Here is a 13945-nt window from a genome sequence, read left to right as displayed (position 1 = left end):
CCTAGGCCGCCCGGGCCGTGAGCTCGCTCAGCGCACGCACCAGCGCGCGCTTCGCGAGCTCGATCTTGAAGCCGTTGTGCCGCCGGGGGACAGCGCCCGCGAGCGCGGCGTCCGCGGCGGCATGAAAGCTGTCCGCCGTTGCACGCCGCCCGGCGAGCACCCGCTCGGCCTCGGGGCAGCGCCACGGCTTCGTGGCCACGCCGCCCAGCGCCACACGGGCCGCGCGGATCGTCTCGCCATCCATGTCGAGCGCCACGGCCGCCGACGCGAGGGCAAACTCGTAGCTCGCCCGATCCCGCACCTTGAGGTAATGGGAGCGGCGGGCGAAGGAGAGGTGCGGCAGATCGACGTGGGTGATCAGCTCTCCATGCTCCAGCACCGTCTCGCGCTCGGGCGTGTCGCCCGGGAGCAGGTGAAGATCCTCGAGGGGAATGCTGCGCGTCGTGCCGTCCGGCTTCCGCGTCCGCACGACGGCATCGAGGAGGACGAGCGCTGCGGACATGTCGGATGGATAGGTCGCAATGCAGTGCTCGGTCGTGCCCAGGACGGCGTGACTGCGATTGAATCCCTCGATGGCATCGCAGCCGGACCCGGGCTCCCGTTTGTTGCACGCCGCGTGCACGTCGCGGAAGTACGGGCACCGGGTGCGCTGCAGGATGTTGCCGGCGGTCGTGGCCATGTTGCGCAGCTGCGTCGAGGCGCCGGAGAGGATCGCCTCCGAGAGGACGGGGTAGCGCTCGCGGATGGTCGCGTGCCACGCGAGCTGGCTGTTGCGCACGTTGGCCCCGATATGCACGCCTTCCCCGTCCTCCGCGATGGAGGCGAGCGGCAGCCGACGGATATCGACCAGCGTGTCCGGCGACACCACATCGATCTTCATGAGGTCGATCAACGTGGTGCCGCCGGCGAAGAAGACGGCCCCCGGCGCGCTGGTCACCGCGCGGGTCGCAGCCTCGGCGCTCTCGCCTTCCATGTAGCGGAACGGCTTCATGCCGCGCTTCCTCCCCCGTTCAGATCCCGCGCCCGGCGCACCGCGGCGACGATGTTCGGGTACGCGCCGCAGCGACAGAGATTGCCGCTGAGACGCTCGCGGATCTCCTCATCGGAGAGAGCACCCAGCGAGGGCGGCGCGGAGACGTCCAGCGTGACATGGCTGGGGACGCCGCGGCGCGCCTCCTCGAGGAGCGCCACGGCCGACATGATCTGACCCGACGTGCAGTAGCCGCACTGGAGCGCGTCGCATTCGATGAAGGCCGCCTGCACGGGGTCGAGCCGGTCGCCGTCCGCGAGCCCTTCGATCGTCGTGATCTCGTCCTCCTGGTGCGCGACGGCGAGCGCGAGACAGGCAAGCTCCCTCTGGCCATCCACGAGCACGGTGCAGGCCCCGCACTGCCCGAGGTCGCACCCCTTCTTGCTCCCGTTCAGGTCGAGATGCTCGCGCAGCGCGTCGAGCAGCGTCGTGCGCGGGTCGAGGCGCAGCTCGCGAAGCTCACCGTTGACCCGGAGACGCACGGGCACGCAGCCCTCGGGGGACTGCGACGCTCCTATGCCCGCATCCATTCTGCCCGCATCCATTCCCGCCGGGCGCTGTTGATCGGCGACCGCCACGGCGCCATCACCCCGTCGCCGCCAGCGTCTTCGCGCGGATCGCGGCGCGCAACGCGGCCGTAAGCGTATCCGCGTCCCAGCTGCCGTCGAAGCGCACCTCGTCGATGAAGAACGTCGGCGTGCCGTTGACGCCGCTGCGCACGCCGGAGTGGACGTCGGCCTTCACCTTGTCGAGGTGCGCGTGGCTCGCGAGCTCGTCGGCAAAGCGCTCGGTATCGAGCCCGAGGTCGGTGGCGTAGCCGACCAGGTCCTCGAGCCCGAGCGCGTCCTGGTGCTCGAAGAGTGTGTCGTGCATGGCCCAGAACTTCCCCTGCGCCCCCGCGGCCTCGGCGGCCTCTGACGCGGCGAGCGCGTGCGGGTGCAGCTCGGCGAGCGGGAAGTGGCGGAAGACGAAGCGCACGTCGCGACCCACCCGGCGCAGCACGTCCTGGAGCACGAGGTGGGCGCGCCCGCAGTATGGGCACTCGAAGTCGCCATACTCGACCAGCGTGACGGGCGCGTCCACGTCACCGAGGATGTGGTCGCCGGGGCCGACCGGCGGTGTCAGCTTGCTCATTTCGAACCTCCTAACTTGTCCAGCGCGTCGAGGATGCCGTCAGCGCCGGGATTGATGCCGACGGGCGAGACGTAGCTCCACGCCACCTTGCCCTCCGCGTCGGTGACGAACAGCGCCCGCTCGGAGATGCCGTCATGCGTGCGGTAGACGCCGTACTGCCGCGCCACTGCGCCCTTCGGCTCGAAATCGGCGAGCAGCGGGAAACGCAGCTTTCGGTCGCGGGCGAACGCGAGGTGGCACCACACCCCGTCGACGGAAATTCCGAGGAGCTTGGCGTGGTGTCGCTCGAATTCGCTGCGGACCTCGCTCTCGTTGTAGAGCGCCAGCTGGTCGCCGCACACGGGGCTCCAGTCGGCCGGGTAGAAGGCAAGGATGACCGGCTGCCCGCGGAAATCGCTCAGCGATACCTTCTGGTCGGGCGTGGTCGCCAGCGTGAAATCGGGCGCGGCCGCGCCCGGGCCGATCGGTTGGGCCATGATGGTTCCTCCCCCTACCCTACTTGATGGCAGCATGGTGCGCCCACCGGGGACCGCAAGAAGCGATCTGGGCTCCCGATCGAGCGGCCAGCGGCGGCGGTCGGCTCAGGGCGAGACGGTGATGAGGTCCTCGACGCTGTAGACCCCGGGCGCCGACCAGGCTGCTCTCTCGGCCTCCTCCCTCTCGGCCCACGAGCGCACGCTCCCGCGCAGGACGATCTTGCCGCTGTTCACCACCTCGACGCTGATGCGCCGGGCGTCCATCTCGGCGCTGCGCTTGAGGGCGTCCTCGATCTTGGACCTGACCTCCGCCGGGGAGACGTGCGGCTTGACTGTGATGAAGTTGCTCACCCCGACCACGCCTACCAGATTGCGGACGGCCTTCTCGGCCTCCTCCTTCTGGAGCTGCCACTCCACCTCGCCGTCCAGCTTCAGCCAGCCCTTGCTGACCGTGACCTTGATCTTGTCGGCCGGCACGAGCACGTTGGATCTGAGCGCGCTGACGGCCGCCGCAGCAATGTCCTCGTCGGTGCGCTGGCTGCTGCCCGGCAGGCTGACCTCGAGCTCGTTGGCGACGGCCTTGACGCCGTAGACGCGCTTGGCCGCCTGCTCGGCCGCGTACTTCTCGGCAAACGATTGCACGCGGCCGGTCAGGGTGACGATGCCGTCCTTGACCGCCACGCCGATCTCGGCTGCATTGACGCTCGGCTCCCACGCCAGCTCATCGAGGACATCCCGTTGCAATTGTCTGTCGTCCATTGATCGCTCTCCTTTGCTTGCGTCGGTTCTGGCTTGTTCTTCCTGTACCACCAGGCGGTTGGCTCACCCGGCCGGCAGCGTCAGAGCGAACGCAGCTGTACAACCTCGGCCGGGTTCTCCTTGGCGCTTGGCACGCGTGACCTTCCCCCGGGCCGGCCTCGCAGCCTTGGCCTCGCGAGCTTGCATCGCGCGAGCCACTCCGGCCCATGGCCAGGCCGCTCCCTTCTTCTTATTATTAATTTGATTTCAGCGGTCGAGCGGAGAGGCACTCGAGCGGCATGAACCGTCGATCGGGAGCCCTCGCGCTCCCTCCTCCTGTCTCGCCTGCATGACCGGATGAATGGCAGTCTGGCACACGTCCGCTCCCGAGCGCTTCGATCCGGCGAACGCGAGGGGAGGCTCGCCGGCGCGCGTTGCACACTTGCGCCGCCGGTGCGGTGCGCACGATTTATCCTCATTGCGCACGCACGATTTATCCTCATTGCGCACGATTGATGCTTATACTGGTTGGTGGAGGAGGAAGGAGGGTACGATGGCCAATCTGAACATTCGCCGAGGCGAGCCGCTCGCGACCGCCTGGGAGCCTGCGCGCATGACGGATCCGCTCCGCGCGCTCGATCCCTTCCGTATCATTCGTGACCTCATGGGCGCCGACCCGTTCGCTGGCATGGTCCAGGCAGCGAGCACCGTGTTCGAGCCCAATGTCGAGATCAAGGAGACCAAGGACAGCTACGTGATCAACCTCGACCTGCCCGGCGTGCGCGAGCAGGACCTCGAGGTCTCGATCACCGGCAACCGGCTCACGGTGAGCGGCAGGCGGGAGGAGGAGGAGCGGCGCGAGGACGAGCGGTTCTTCGCCTACGAGCGCTCCTACGGGGCGTTCAGCCGCTCGTTCGTGATGCCGGAAGGTGCCGATCTCGGCAGGCTCAGGGCCGAGTTCGGGGACGGCGTGCTCCGGATCACGGTGCCCAAGAAGGCGGAGATGCAATCGCGCCGCGTCCAGATCGGCGGCGGCAAGGAGGCGGGCGGAAAGGAGCTCCCGTCCGGACAGTCGGCCGAGAGGGGCGGGACGACGGCCGAGGCCGAGAGGGCCGGGACGGCGGCCGAGAAGGGCGAGAAGGGCGAGAAGGGCGAGAAGGGCGAGAAGCAGGCGGCGTAGGACCTGGGAAGTCGCCAGGTCTCGCCTGATCGTCCTCGCGACGGCGCGACGTCCGGCCAGGCCTTCTCGCCAGCCGGGACGCCGCGCCGGCTCCGGGCTCCGGGGCGATCCGGGACCGCGAATCCATGCGGGCTCAGGGGGACCACCGGCAGGTGGCCGATCAGCTCGTCAGGACCTCCACGCTGCCGAGGTGGCGTCTACGACGCAGACACAGCCGGGGAGGCCGCAGCGAGGCCGGAGGTCGAGCCCGGGCGCATCGGCGGTCGAGCCCAAAGGAGTGACACATGAAGACCGACATCGAACTGCAACATGACGTCCTGAGCGAGCTGTCGTGGGAGCCGAGCGTGAACGCGGCCCACATCGCCGTCTCGGTCAAGGCCGGTGTCGTCACCCTCCGCGGCCACGCTTCCACCTACGCCGAGAAACAGGCCGCGGAGGAGGCTGCCAGGCGCGTCTACGGCGTCAGCGCCGTCGTCAATGAGCTTGACGTCAAGCTGCCCGACAGGCGCACCGACGAGGACGTCGCCGCCGCGGCGGTCAGGGCGCTCGAGTGGAACATCCTCGTGCCAGCCGACAAGATCAAGGTCACGGTGAGCAACGGCTGGCTGAAGCTGGAAGGCGAGGTGAGCTGGGGGTTCCAGAAGAGCGCAGCGGAGAGGGCCGTCCGCAAACTTCCGGGCGTGAGGGGGGTGAGCAATTTGATCACGGTCGGGCCGAGCGTCACACCGACGGAGGTGAAAGCTCGGATCGAGGAGGCCTTGAGGCGCAGCGCCCTGCTGGATGCCCGGCGCATCCGCATCGAGGTGGTGGACGGCGAGGTGACCCTGCACGGGAGCGTGCGCTCGTGGGCCGAGAGAGAGGAGGTCGAGCGGGTAGCCTGGGCGGCTCCGGGGGTCCACGACGTGGAGAACCTCATCACGGTCGAGGCGTGATGATGCCCGGAGATGATGCCCGGAGAGGCTCCGCGACGCGAGACAGGCCTCATCGCCGCTGGGCGGCGGTCACTTGACGCCGTTCACGGGCGGCACCTTGTTCGCCGTGGCCCGTGCCGCGCCCCGCATCATGCGCTCCCGGGGGAGGAGCTAAGTGAGCTAGACGCTCATTGCGGCGAGCAGGCACGCCGGTGAGACGCTGGGGCTTCGGTTCGCGATGAAACTTCAGCTCCAAGAAGAGGAGGGCACGCACATGGCTGGTCGCTTGGAGGATCCTATCCGCACGACGAGCTTCGGATTGGGGTTGGTCGATGCTCATGCCGTGCAGGAGAACCGCGGTTCGTTCGTGGGGCTCGGCATCGCCCTCTTGGTGCTCGGCGTGCTCGCGATGCTCATGCCCGTGATCGCCTCGCTGGTCTCGGCGGTCGTCATCGGGGGCGTGCTGGTGGTGAGCGGCCTCCTCCAGGGCATCCACGCCGTCCGGAACCCGCGATGGTCCAACTCCGCCTGGTCCCTCGTGAGCGCCCTGTTCCAGATCGTCGCGGGCGTCCTGATCGTGGCCTTCCCGGTGACAGGCACGGTCACGCTGACCTTGATCCTCGCGGCGTTCTTCTTCGCCGACGGCTTCCTCAGGATCATCCGCGCCATCCAGCACCGCGACATGCCCGCCTGGGGTTGGCTCCTGTTCGATGGGCTGCTCTCGCTGGCGCTCGGGGTCCTGATCTGGTGGCGCTGGCCGAGCACCGCGGCGTGGGCGCTCGGCCTGCTCGTGGGCGTCAACCTCATCATCGGCGGATCGTCGATGCTGCTGATCGGGGTCAGTGCGCGACCCCGGCCCGTGGCCAGCGCGCGCGTGTGACCGGCGCGCCGCGCCCGGAGCGGCGCGCCACGCTCGTCGTTGCGGCGCTCGGCGTCGTCTTCGGGGACATCGGGACGAGCCCGTCGGCCGGGTCTTCGGCCCGATCATGTTGCTCTGGTTCATCGTCCTCGCCCTGCTCGGGCTCCGGTTCATCGCAAGCGACCCGTCGGTGCTGGACGCCCTACGGCCGGCGCACGCCGTGCGTTTCTTCCTGGACCAGGGCGTCCACGGCTTTGCTCTCCTCGGCGCCGTCGTGCTCGTCATCACCGGCGTCGAGGCGCTCTACACCGACATGGGGCATTTCGGTCGCGGGCCGATCCGAAGGGCGTGGTATTGGCTCGTGCTCCCCGCGCTCGTGCTCAACTATTTCGGCCAGGGGGCGCTCCTGCTTGGCCATCCCGAGGCCGCCGGCAATCCGTTCTTCGATATGGCGCCGCCGGGGATCCCCACCTACGGCCTGGTCGCGCTCTCGACCATGGCCACCCTGATCGCGTCGCAGGCGCTCATCTCCGGCGCCTTCTCGCTGATGCACCAGGCGGTGCAGCTCGGATATTTCCCGTGGACCGCGGTGAAGCACACCTCCAGCGAGGTGGAGGGGCAGGTCTACGTGTCCGTAGTCAACTGGGCCCTGGCCGTCGCGTGCGTCGCGCTGGTCCTCGGCTTCAAGGCGTCGAGCCGCCTCGCGGCCGCATACGGCATCGCCGTGACCGGGACGATGACGATCACGTCCGTCCTTTTCTACGGCGTCGCGCGGAGGACCTGGCGCTGGCCTCGCGTGAAGGCGCTGCCGCTGCTGGTCGTGTTCCTCGCCGGCGACCTCGCCTTCTTCGGCGCAACCCTGCTCAAGCTGCGCGACGGCGGGTACATCCCGCTCCTCGTCGGCGCTGCCCTCTTCGGCCTGATGGCCCTCTGGAAGAGGGGCCGCGCGCTGCTCGCCGAGGCTGTCGTCGAGACCGCCCCGCCGCTCGGCGCGTTTCTGCGGGAGCTCGACGCGAAGCGCCCCGCGCGCGTGCCCGGCACAGCGGTGTTCCTCACGAGCACGGACAAGACGCCGCCGAGCCTCGCGCACCACCTCGCGCGCAACAAGGTCCTGCACGAGACGGCCATTCTCCTCACCGTGCTCACGGAGCACGTGCCCCGCGTGCCCGAGGGGGAGCGCATCGAGCTCACGTCGCTCGGCGGCAACCGCTTCTACCGGCTCCGGAACCGCATGGGTTTCATGGAGAGCCCGCATGTCCCCTCCTGCCTCGTCGCCGCGGCGGAGCGGAGCGGCGAGCCGTTCGACGTCGACGACCTCACCTACTACGTCGGCCGCGAGACGCTCCTGGCGACCGACCGGGGCCGCATGGGCCACGTCGCCGAGAGCATCTTCGCGTTCATGTTGCGCAACGCGGTCCCGCGGTCCGCCTATTTCGAGCTGCCGCCGAGCCAGGTGGTGGAGATAGGGCTCCAGATCGATCTCTAGCGCGCCTCCGCGAGCGCGCTCTGGATCAGGCTGCCGGCGGGCGCGGCGGTTCGAAGCGCGTGGATGCCTGCGCTCAGCGCCGCTCGCTCTCGGACTGCCGCTTGAAGAACGCCGCTATCCTATCCTTCAGCTTGGCGAAGGCCGAGGTCGCGTCTTCCTTGTTCTTGAGCTGTGCCTCGATGTCCGACATGTCCTTGTGCAGGGCTGCGTATTCCGGGTCATTGCCCGCGTATCCGAGCTCCTTCGCGCGCTCGAGCTCGTGCCTGGCCGTGGCCAGAAGCCGCTGCGCTCCGTCCCTGTCCTTCTCGCGCAGGGCCTGGGCTTCGCTGATCGCGGCCTGCGCAGCGACGATCGGCAGCGGCCTGACACGGTCGATCACCGCCAGGGTGTTGAGCGCCGTCTGCAGCACCACGCCGGCCTCCTTGGTCTTCTTCTGCTCGAGCAGACGGGCGGCCTCGCCAAGAGCGGCCGGATAGGTCGCGAGTGGCAGGTTGTAGACGCGGGTGCGGATCTCGCTGGTCAGACCGAAGAGCACCACCCGCGCCACCGGATAGTTCTTGTCCTCCACGGCCCTCTCCGCGGCTTTGGCGATCTCCTTGATGGCCTGAATGTCCACCGGCGCCACGTCGATGATGTCGACCTCCAGCTGGACAGGGATGAGGGCCGCCGCCGGGTTGCGGGCCAGGAGGACGCTGACTTTGCCGGTAGCCCGCTCGAGCGCCGCCGCCGCTTCATCGCGCTTGTCCTCCGCGGTGGCCTTGAGCGCATTCCGGGTCTCTGTGATGGCCGCGATGGCTTCCTTGTCCAGCGTCTTCTCGCCCTGCTGCTCGGCCTCCTTCCGCTGCTTCTCTACCTCGGGCCGCATCTCGGGCTTCCTTTGTCGCTCGCCTTCCTTCGGTGGCTTCTTGGTGTCAGGTAGCGCCTGTGCCTCGCTCGGCGCGAGGAGAGACGCGGATGTCCCGCCATGCTCCCGGGCGCGTTCGCACGAGGCCAGTCCCATGCACAAGGCCAAGGACATCGCCAGCACCGAACTCGATGTGCTTCTTGTGTCCTTCATCTGATGTCCTTTCGGGTCTCGATCTCCGGTTGCCTGCCCACCAGCCGGCCGGACGCCGCCGAGCGTGCGTCGCTCAGCGTCCGCTAGCTCGCCACCTCTGCCCGGGTGAGCTTCTCCGCGACTTGCCGGTGGTCGCCCAGCACCTCGACGGATTCTCCCACTGCGAGCATGCCGCCGGGCCTCGGCGCGTCAATACCACATGATGCTCGGTATCGCGTTTGCGTCCCCTCCACGCAAAAGCGGAGGGACTGGTGGAGAATCACGTGCGAACAGGCGCGCCGGAGGGGCACGCCCAAGACATCATCCTCGTGCCGGTCCACTTCGGGCAAGCGCTCGCTCCGAGCGGAGGCTGCGAGGCGGGCCCTCAACCGTTCGCCCGCGCACCCGAGACCAGCGCGAGCGCGCGTCGGGCAACGTTGTCGGCCGTGAGCCCGTACTCCTCGAGCACCTTCCTGCCGGGCGCCGAGGCCCCAAAGCGGGGCACGCCGACGACGTCCCCCCGCTCCCCGGTCCAGCGCTCCCAGCCCAGGGGCGATGCGGCCTCCACCGCCAGGCGCGCGACGCGGGGCGGGAGCACGCCCTCGCGGTACGCGGCGGTCTGCTCCTCGAACAGGCGCCATGACGGCATCGAGACCAGCCGGACCCTGACGCCTGTTCGCCTGAGGATCTCCGCGGCGCCGACGATCAGCGCCACCTCCGATCCGCTGGCCATGAGCACGATCTCCGGATCGTTGGCGGATCCATCGCAGGCGAGCACATAAGCGCCCCGACGGAGCATGCTCGCCGGCGCGAACACGTCGCGATCGAGCGTGGGCACCGCCTGGCGGGTGAGCACCAGCAGCGTCGGCCGGCGGCGCTCCTCGACGGCGATCTGCCACGCCCAGCGGGTCTCGTTGGCGTCGCAGGGCCGGATGACCACGAGATCAGGAATGGCGCGGAGGGCGGCGAGGTGCTCGACCGGCTGGTGGGTGGGCCCGTCCTCGCCCACGCCGATGCTGTCGTGCGTGTACACCCAGATCGAGCCGAGGCGCGCGATGGCGGAGATCCGGACCGGAGGCCGCATGTAGTCGTGGAAGACGAGGAATGTCGCGCCGAAGGGAATGAAGCCTCCGTGGTAGGAGAGCCCGTTCACCGCGGCGCCCATGGCGTGCTCGCGCACGCCGAAATGGATGTTCCGGCCCGCGTAGCTCCACGTCCCTCCCGCGGCGCCCTGCACGCCCTGCGGCGGGCGCGACGGCGGCTCGAGGTCACCGTACCCCTTCAGGCACGTGAACGTCGACGCATCGAGATCGCCCGACCCGCCGACGAGCTCCGGCACGCCGGCGGCGAGCGATTGCAGGACCGCCTCCGAGGCCTTCCTCGTCGCCAGTCCCTCCTTGCTCGCGGGGAAGGTCGGCAGATCCTCGTCCCAGTGCTCGGGCAGCCGGCCGCCGAAGCGCCGCACGATCTCCGCGGCCAGATCGGGCAGCGCGCGCTCGTACGCCCGGAAGCTCGCGCGCCACGCCTCCTCCAGCGCGCGGCCGCGCTCCAGCGCCTCGCGGTAGCGCGCGAGCACCTGCTCGGGCACGAAGAAGGGTGGATCGAGGGGCCAGCCGAGGCGCTGCTTCGCCTTCACCACCTCGTCGCGGCCGAGCGGATTGCCGTGCACCTCGAACGTGCCCTGCTTGTCAGGCGCGCCCTCGCCGATCACGGTCCGCACCGCGATGAGCGAGGGCCGGTCCTCCACGTCGCATGCCTCCCGGAGCGCGCGCTCGATCGCATCGAGATCGTCACCGTCGGGCACGCGCTGCACGTGCCAGCCGTACGCTTGGTAGCGCGCGCCCACGTCCTCGCTGAAGGAGAGGGACGTCGTACCCGAGAGTGTCACACCGTTGTCGTCGTACAACACCACGAGCCGCCCGAGCTGGAGGTGGCCGGCGAGCGAGCTCGCCTCGGACCCGACGCCTTCCATCATGTCGCCGTCGCTGGCGATCACGAACGTTCGGTGGTGAAAGATGGTGTGGCCCGGCCGGTTATAGCGCGCGCCGAGGTGCGCCTCGGCGATGGCCATGCCGACCGCATTGCCGAGACCCTGCCCGAGCGGGCCCGTGGTCGCCTCGACGGCCTCGACCAGGTGCGACTCGGGATGTCCGGGCGTGAGGCTCCCCCATTGCCGGAAGCGCTGGAGTTGCTCCAGGGTCATCTCCCGGTAGCCCGTCAGGTAGAGGAGCGCATAGAGGAGCGCCGAGCCATGACCGGCCGAGAGCACGAAACGATCGCGGTCCCAGAAGCACGGGTGCTCGGGGCTGTGCCGCAAAAAGCGCGTCCAGAGGACATACGCCATGGGCGCGGCGCCCATCGGCATCCCCGGGTGCCCGGACCTCGCCTTCTCGACCATGTCGACCGCGAGCATCCGGAGCGCGTCGATCGAGAGGCGATCCAGCGCGGCCTCGTGGCTCGGTGTCTCGACGGGATTGGCGTGGGATCGATGCTTCATGCCGCCCTCCTCATCCGGATCTGGACCGTGGCCGTCGTGGGCGTGCGCCATCCGCCGAGGATGTGGAGGCGCACGGCGCAGTGCGCGTAGGGCAGTCGTCGCGCCATGGCCGAGCCCAGTCGTCCCATTCCGATCATCCCAATGCGCATGGCGTCCGCCGTGGTCTGCAAGTGAGGTGCCGTGCCCCCTGCGGCGCGGTCCGCCGCTTGCCGGGCACGAGGGCGCGACGCACGGGACGCACGAGTTCTACAGTCTCAGGCCCTCCGGCCCTGCACCTCTCGCCGCGGGCCGAGAAGGAGCCCCTGGAGACCTTCCCCGCCGGCATGTGACGCCGGCGGCATGGCGCGCGTGATGCAGAGTCGGAGAGGGGGTTGTTCATGGCGGAATCGAGCGCCGAGCTCATCGCCGTCGGGAGGCTGTGGGTCGAGTACGTCGCCCACGGCCCATGGCTGCCGAAGGTGGGAGAGACGGTCGTAGCGACGGCCTTCGAGGAGGTGCTCGGCGGGCGTGGCGCCCGGCAGGCCGTCGCGGCGGCGCGCCTGGGGTCGCCCGCGGCGCTCGTCGCGGCCATCGGGCAGGACGAGCGCGCGGACTCCCTGCTCCGCCGGCTCGACGGCGAGGGCGTCGCGACGCGGTGGCTCCGGCGCGACAAGGCCGTCTCGTCCGGCGCCGCGCTCGTCCACCTCGATCCGTCGCGAATGCGGCAGGCGATGATCTTCCCGGACCCGTTTCGGGCGATCTCGCCCCTCGACGTGGAGGCCGCTGCGGACGTCATCGCCTCTGCGCGCGCCGTGCTGGTCTCGCTCGAGGTCGCGCTTGAGGCTGCGCAGCGGGCGATCGGGCTGGCGCGCATCGCGCATGCGCGCGTCGTTCTCGACGCGGCCGGCGCGATGGAGGCCCTCTCGGGCGACGAGCTGCAGGGGGTCGAGATCCTCCACGCGACCGCAAGGGAGGCCAAGGCGCTCGTGGGCGTCGAGGTCCGCAGTCCGGCGACCGCGATCGCCGCAGCCGAGGCGCTCCGCGCGCGCGGGCCCGGGGCGGTGCTGATCGACGCGGGGCCCGACGGGCACCTGCTCGTCACGGAGCGCGGCTCCCGGATGTTCCCCCGCCTCGCCGCGCCCAACGCCGACGCCGAGGCCTCCGACGAGGTATTCGTCGCCGCGCTCGCCGCGGCGCGCGCCGAGGGACGCTCGCTGGAGGACGCGACCACGCTGGCGACCGCCGCGCAGTCTCTCGTGGGCCCGGAGCACGACGTCCGGGCCTTTCCGCGCCGGGGCGCCGTGCTTCGATTGCTCGAGGTCACCACGGGACGGTCGTGGGAGCTCGACGATGGCGCCTGACGGGGCCGTGGGCGCTCGGGCGCCAAGGTCGATGGGGAGCCCACGAGGACGAGGAGAAGCGCCGGAGGTTCAAGCTCGAGGGAGCGCTGACGCTGAAGCAGCCTTCCGGCGCCAGAGGAATCAGTGAGGAAGCGCTGTGCACGCGATCATTTTCGACCTTGATGGGACCCTGGTGGACACGGTCTATGCCCATGTTTTGTCGTGGCAGCGCGCGTTCGCCGAGGCGGGCATGCCGATCGACGCCTGGCGGGTCCACCGGCGCATCGGGATGAGCGGCGGGCTCTTCGCCCGCGCGGTGGCGCGCGAGGTCGGCCACCCGCTCGCGACCGAGCAGGCGCGCTTCGTCCAGGAGCGCCACGGCGAGATCTTCCAGCAGATCCTGCCGGAGCGACGCCCGCTCCCTGGAGCGGTGGCGCTGCTCCGTCACCTGCGGGATGCGGGGGTGCCGCACGGGATCGCGACCTCCGGGCGCCGTCCGGAGATCGACGCCTCGCTCGCGGTGCTCGACCTCCCGCCGGACATGGTCGTGGTCGCTCGCGGCGACGTGAGTCGCGCGAAGCCGGCGCCGGATCTTTTCTTCGCGTGCCAGCAGCGTTTGGGTGTGGCGGCCGAGGATTGCTACGTTGTCGGTGACTCCGTATGGGACCTGCTCGCCGCGCGCCGGGCCCGCATGTTCGGGGTCGGATTGCTCTCCGGTGGGTACGGGCAGGACGAGCTGCTCGCGGCGGGGGCGTACCGGGTGTACCGCGACCCCGCGGAGCTCGGCGCCGCGCTCGACGAGCTCGGCGTCCTGCCCTGAGGACCGCCCGGCACGGCGGCGCAGCGGGAGCAGAGCAGAGAGGATCAGCGCCCTCTCTGCTCGCTGCGAGTTCTCAGAGCCGCTGTCCTGAGCTTGCCCGCCCTGACGGCCCGCCTCTGGAAGAGGAGAGGGAGGCTCTCGAGCACGTCGACCCGGTCCGCGATGATCAGCAGGATCGTGTGGGGAAGCTGGTGATCCGGGATCTCGTAGGCCACGCGGCGCAGCGCGCCGCTCGCCCCCCTCGGCGGCAACGCCGTGCTGAACACCGGCGTCGGGCGGGCGAGCCCTGGGCGCCTGAGCACGCGACCCTCGATCGGCTGCCGCTCGGGCTCTGTCCAGTGCGCCCACGCCAGGAGGTGTGGCGGCGCCTCTCTCGGGACGCCGGGCCTCTCCTCCGGGCACAGATCAACTCCCCAGTACGGCTGCTCCATCGGCCGCGTGATCTCGGCTTCCATGATC

Annotated in this window: 14 protein-coding genes; 6 read left to right on the top strand and 8 right to left on the bottom strand. The window is 69.9% G+C overall.

Features of this window, described 5'->3' with window-relative positions; genetic code table 11:
* Position 1 precedes the first annotated feature (1 nt).
* The 5 genes from WME96_RS28480 to WME96_RS28460 form a co-directional block, all read right to left on the bottom strand.
* A complete protein-coding gene (locus WME96_RS28480) occupies positions 2–991 on the bottom strand; it encodes an FAD binding domain-containing protein (RefSeq protein ID WP_437284738.1) in 990 nt (329 codons plus the stop codon).
* Positions 988–1608: a 2Fe-2S iron-sulfur cluster-binding protein gene (locus WME96_RS28475; protein ID WP_437284737.1), complete on the bottom strand. Its 621-nt coding sequence runs from the start codon at positions 1606–1608 to the stop codon at positions 988–990. The genes WME96_RS28480 and WME96_RS28475 overlap by 4 nt, the downstream gene beginning before the upstream one ends.
* A gap of 7 nt (positions 1609–1615) precedes the next feature.
* On the bottom strand, positions 1616–2164 hold the full coding sequence (locus WME96_RS28470) for a DsbA family protein (protein WP_437284736.1): 549 nt from the start codon (positions 2162–2164) through the stop codon (positions 1616–1618).
* A complete protein-coding gene (locus WME96_RS28465) occupies positions 2161–2640 on the bottom strand; it encodes a redoxin domain-containing protein (RefSeq protein ID WP_437284735.1) in 480 nt (159 codons plus the stop codon). Before WME96_RS28465 ends, WME96_RS28470 begins: the two co-directional genes overlap by 4 nt.
* 105 nt (positions 2641–2745) lie before the next feature.
* A complete protein-coding gene (locus WME96_RS28460) occupies positions 2746–3399 on the bottom strand; it encodes a BON domain-containing protein (protein WP_437292371.1) in 654 nt (217 codons plus the stop codon).
* 532 nt (positions 3400–3931) lie between these two features.
* Here WME96_RS28460 and WME96_RS28455 point away from each other — a divergent pair.
* The 4 genes from WME96_RS28455 to WME96_RS28440 all read left to right on the top strand — a co-directional run bounded on the left by WME96_RS28455 (position 3932) and on the right by WME96_RS28440 (position 7814).
* Positions 3932–4558, top strand: a complete 627-nt coding sequence (locus WME96_RS28455) for an Hsp20/alpha crystallin family protein (RefSeq protein ID WP_437284734.1) — start codon at positions 3932–3934, stop codon at positions 4556–4558.
* Positions 4559–4842: 284 nt separating this feature from the next.
* Positions 4843–5490: a BON domain-containing protein gene (locus tag WME96_RS28450; RefSeq protein WP_437284733.1), complete on the top strand. Its 648-nt coding sequence runs from the start codon at positions 4843–4845 to the stop codon at positions 5488–5490.
* Positions 5491–5812: 322 nt separating this feature from the next.
* Positions 5813–6349 (top strand): HdeD family acid-resistance protein, encoded by a 537-nt coding sequence (locus tag WME96_RS28445; RefSeq protein WP_437284732.1) that lies wholly within the window; start codon positions 5813–5815, stop codon positions 6347–6349.
* Positions 6312–7814 carry a KUP/HAK/KT family potassium transporter gene (locus tag WME96_RS28440; protein WP_437284731.1) on the top strand — a complete coding sequence of 501 codons (1503 nt, stop codon included), beginning with the start codon at positions 6312–6314 and terminating at the stop codon, positions 7812–7814. Before WME96_RS28445 ends, WME96_RS28440 begins: the two co-directional genes overlap by 38 nt.
* Positions 7815–7887: 73 nt before the next feature.
* On the opposite strand, the gene WME96_RS28435 is transcribed toward WME96_RS28440, so the two are convergent.
* Both WME96_RS28435 and tkt read right to left on the bottom strand, forming a co-directional pair.
* Entirely contained in the window at positions 7888–8871 is a 984-nt protein-coding gene (locus tag WME96_RS28435; protein WP_437284730.1) for a YfdX family protein, read from the bottom strand.
* Between the two features lie 364 nt (positions 8872–9235).
* A complete protein-coding gene (tkt, locus tag WME96_RS28430) occupies positions 9236–11347 on the bottom strand; it encodes a transketolase (protein ID WP_437284729.1) in 2112 nt (703 codons plus the stop codon).
* Between the two features lie 377 nt (positions 11348–11724).
* On the opposite strand from tkt, the gene WME96_RS28425 reads away from it, so the two are divergent.
* Both WME96_RS28425 and WME96_RS28420 read left to right on the top strand, forming a co-directional pair.
* Positions 11725–12687 (top strand): PfkB family carbohydrate kinase, encoded by a 963-nt coding sequence (locus tag WME96_RS28425; protein ID WP_437284728.1) that lies wholly within the window; start codon positions 11725–11727, stop codon positions 12685–12687.
* Positions 12688–12823: 136 nt separating this feature from the next.
* Complete coding sequence (locus tag WME96_RS28420; RefSeq protein WP_437284727.1) at positions 12824–13486, top strand: HAD family hydrolase; 663 nt, start codon at positions 12824–12826, stop codon at positions 13484–13486.
* A gap of 44 nt (positions 13487–13530) precedes the next feature.
* On the opposite strand, the gene WME96_RS28415 is transcribed toward WME96_RS28420, so the two are convergent.
* Positions 13531–13941 carry a hypothetical protein gene (locus WME96_RS28415; protein ID WP_437284726.1) on the bottom strand — a complete coding sequence of 137 codons (411 nt, stop codon included), beginning with the start codon at positions 13939–13941 and terminating at the stop codon, positions 13531–13533.
* Positions 13942–13945 lie beyond the last annotated feature (4 nt).

The sequence above is a fragment of the Sorangium sp. So ce406 genome, from assembly GCF_051474675.1.
Taxonomy (GTDB): domain Bacteria; phylum Myxococcota_A; class Polyangia; order Polyangiales; family Polyangiaceae; genus Sorangium; species Sorangium cellulosum_G.
This window is presented reverse-complemented; position numbering and strand designations above follow the sequence as displayed.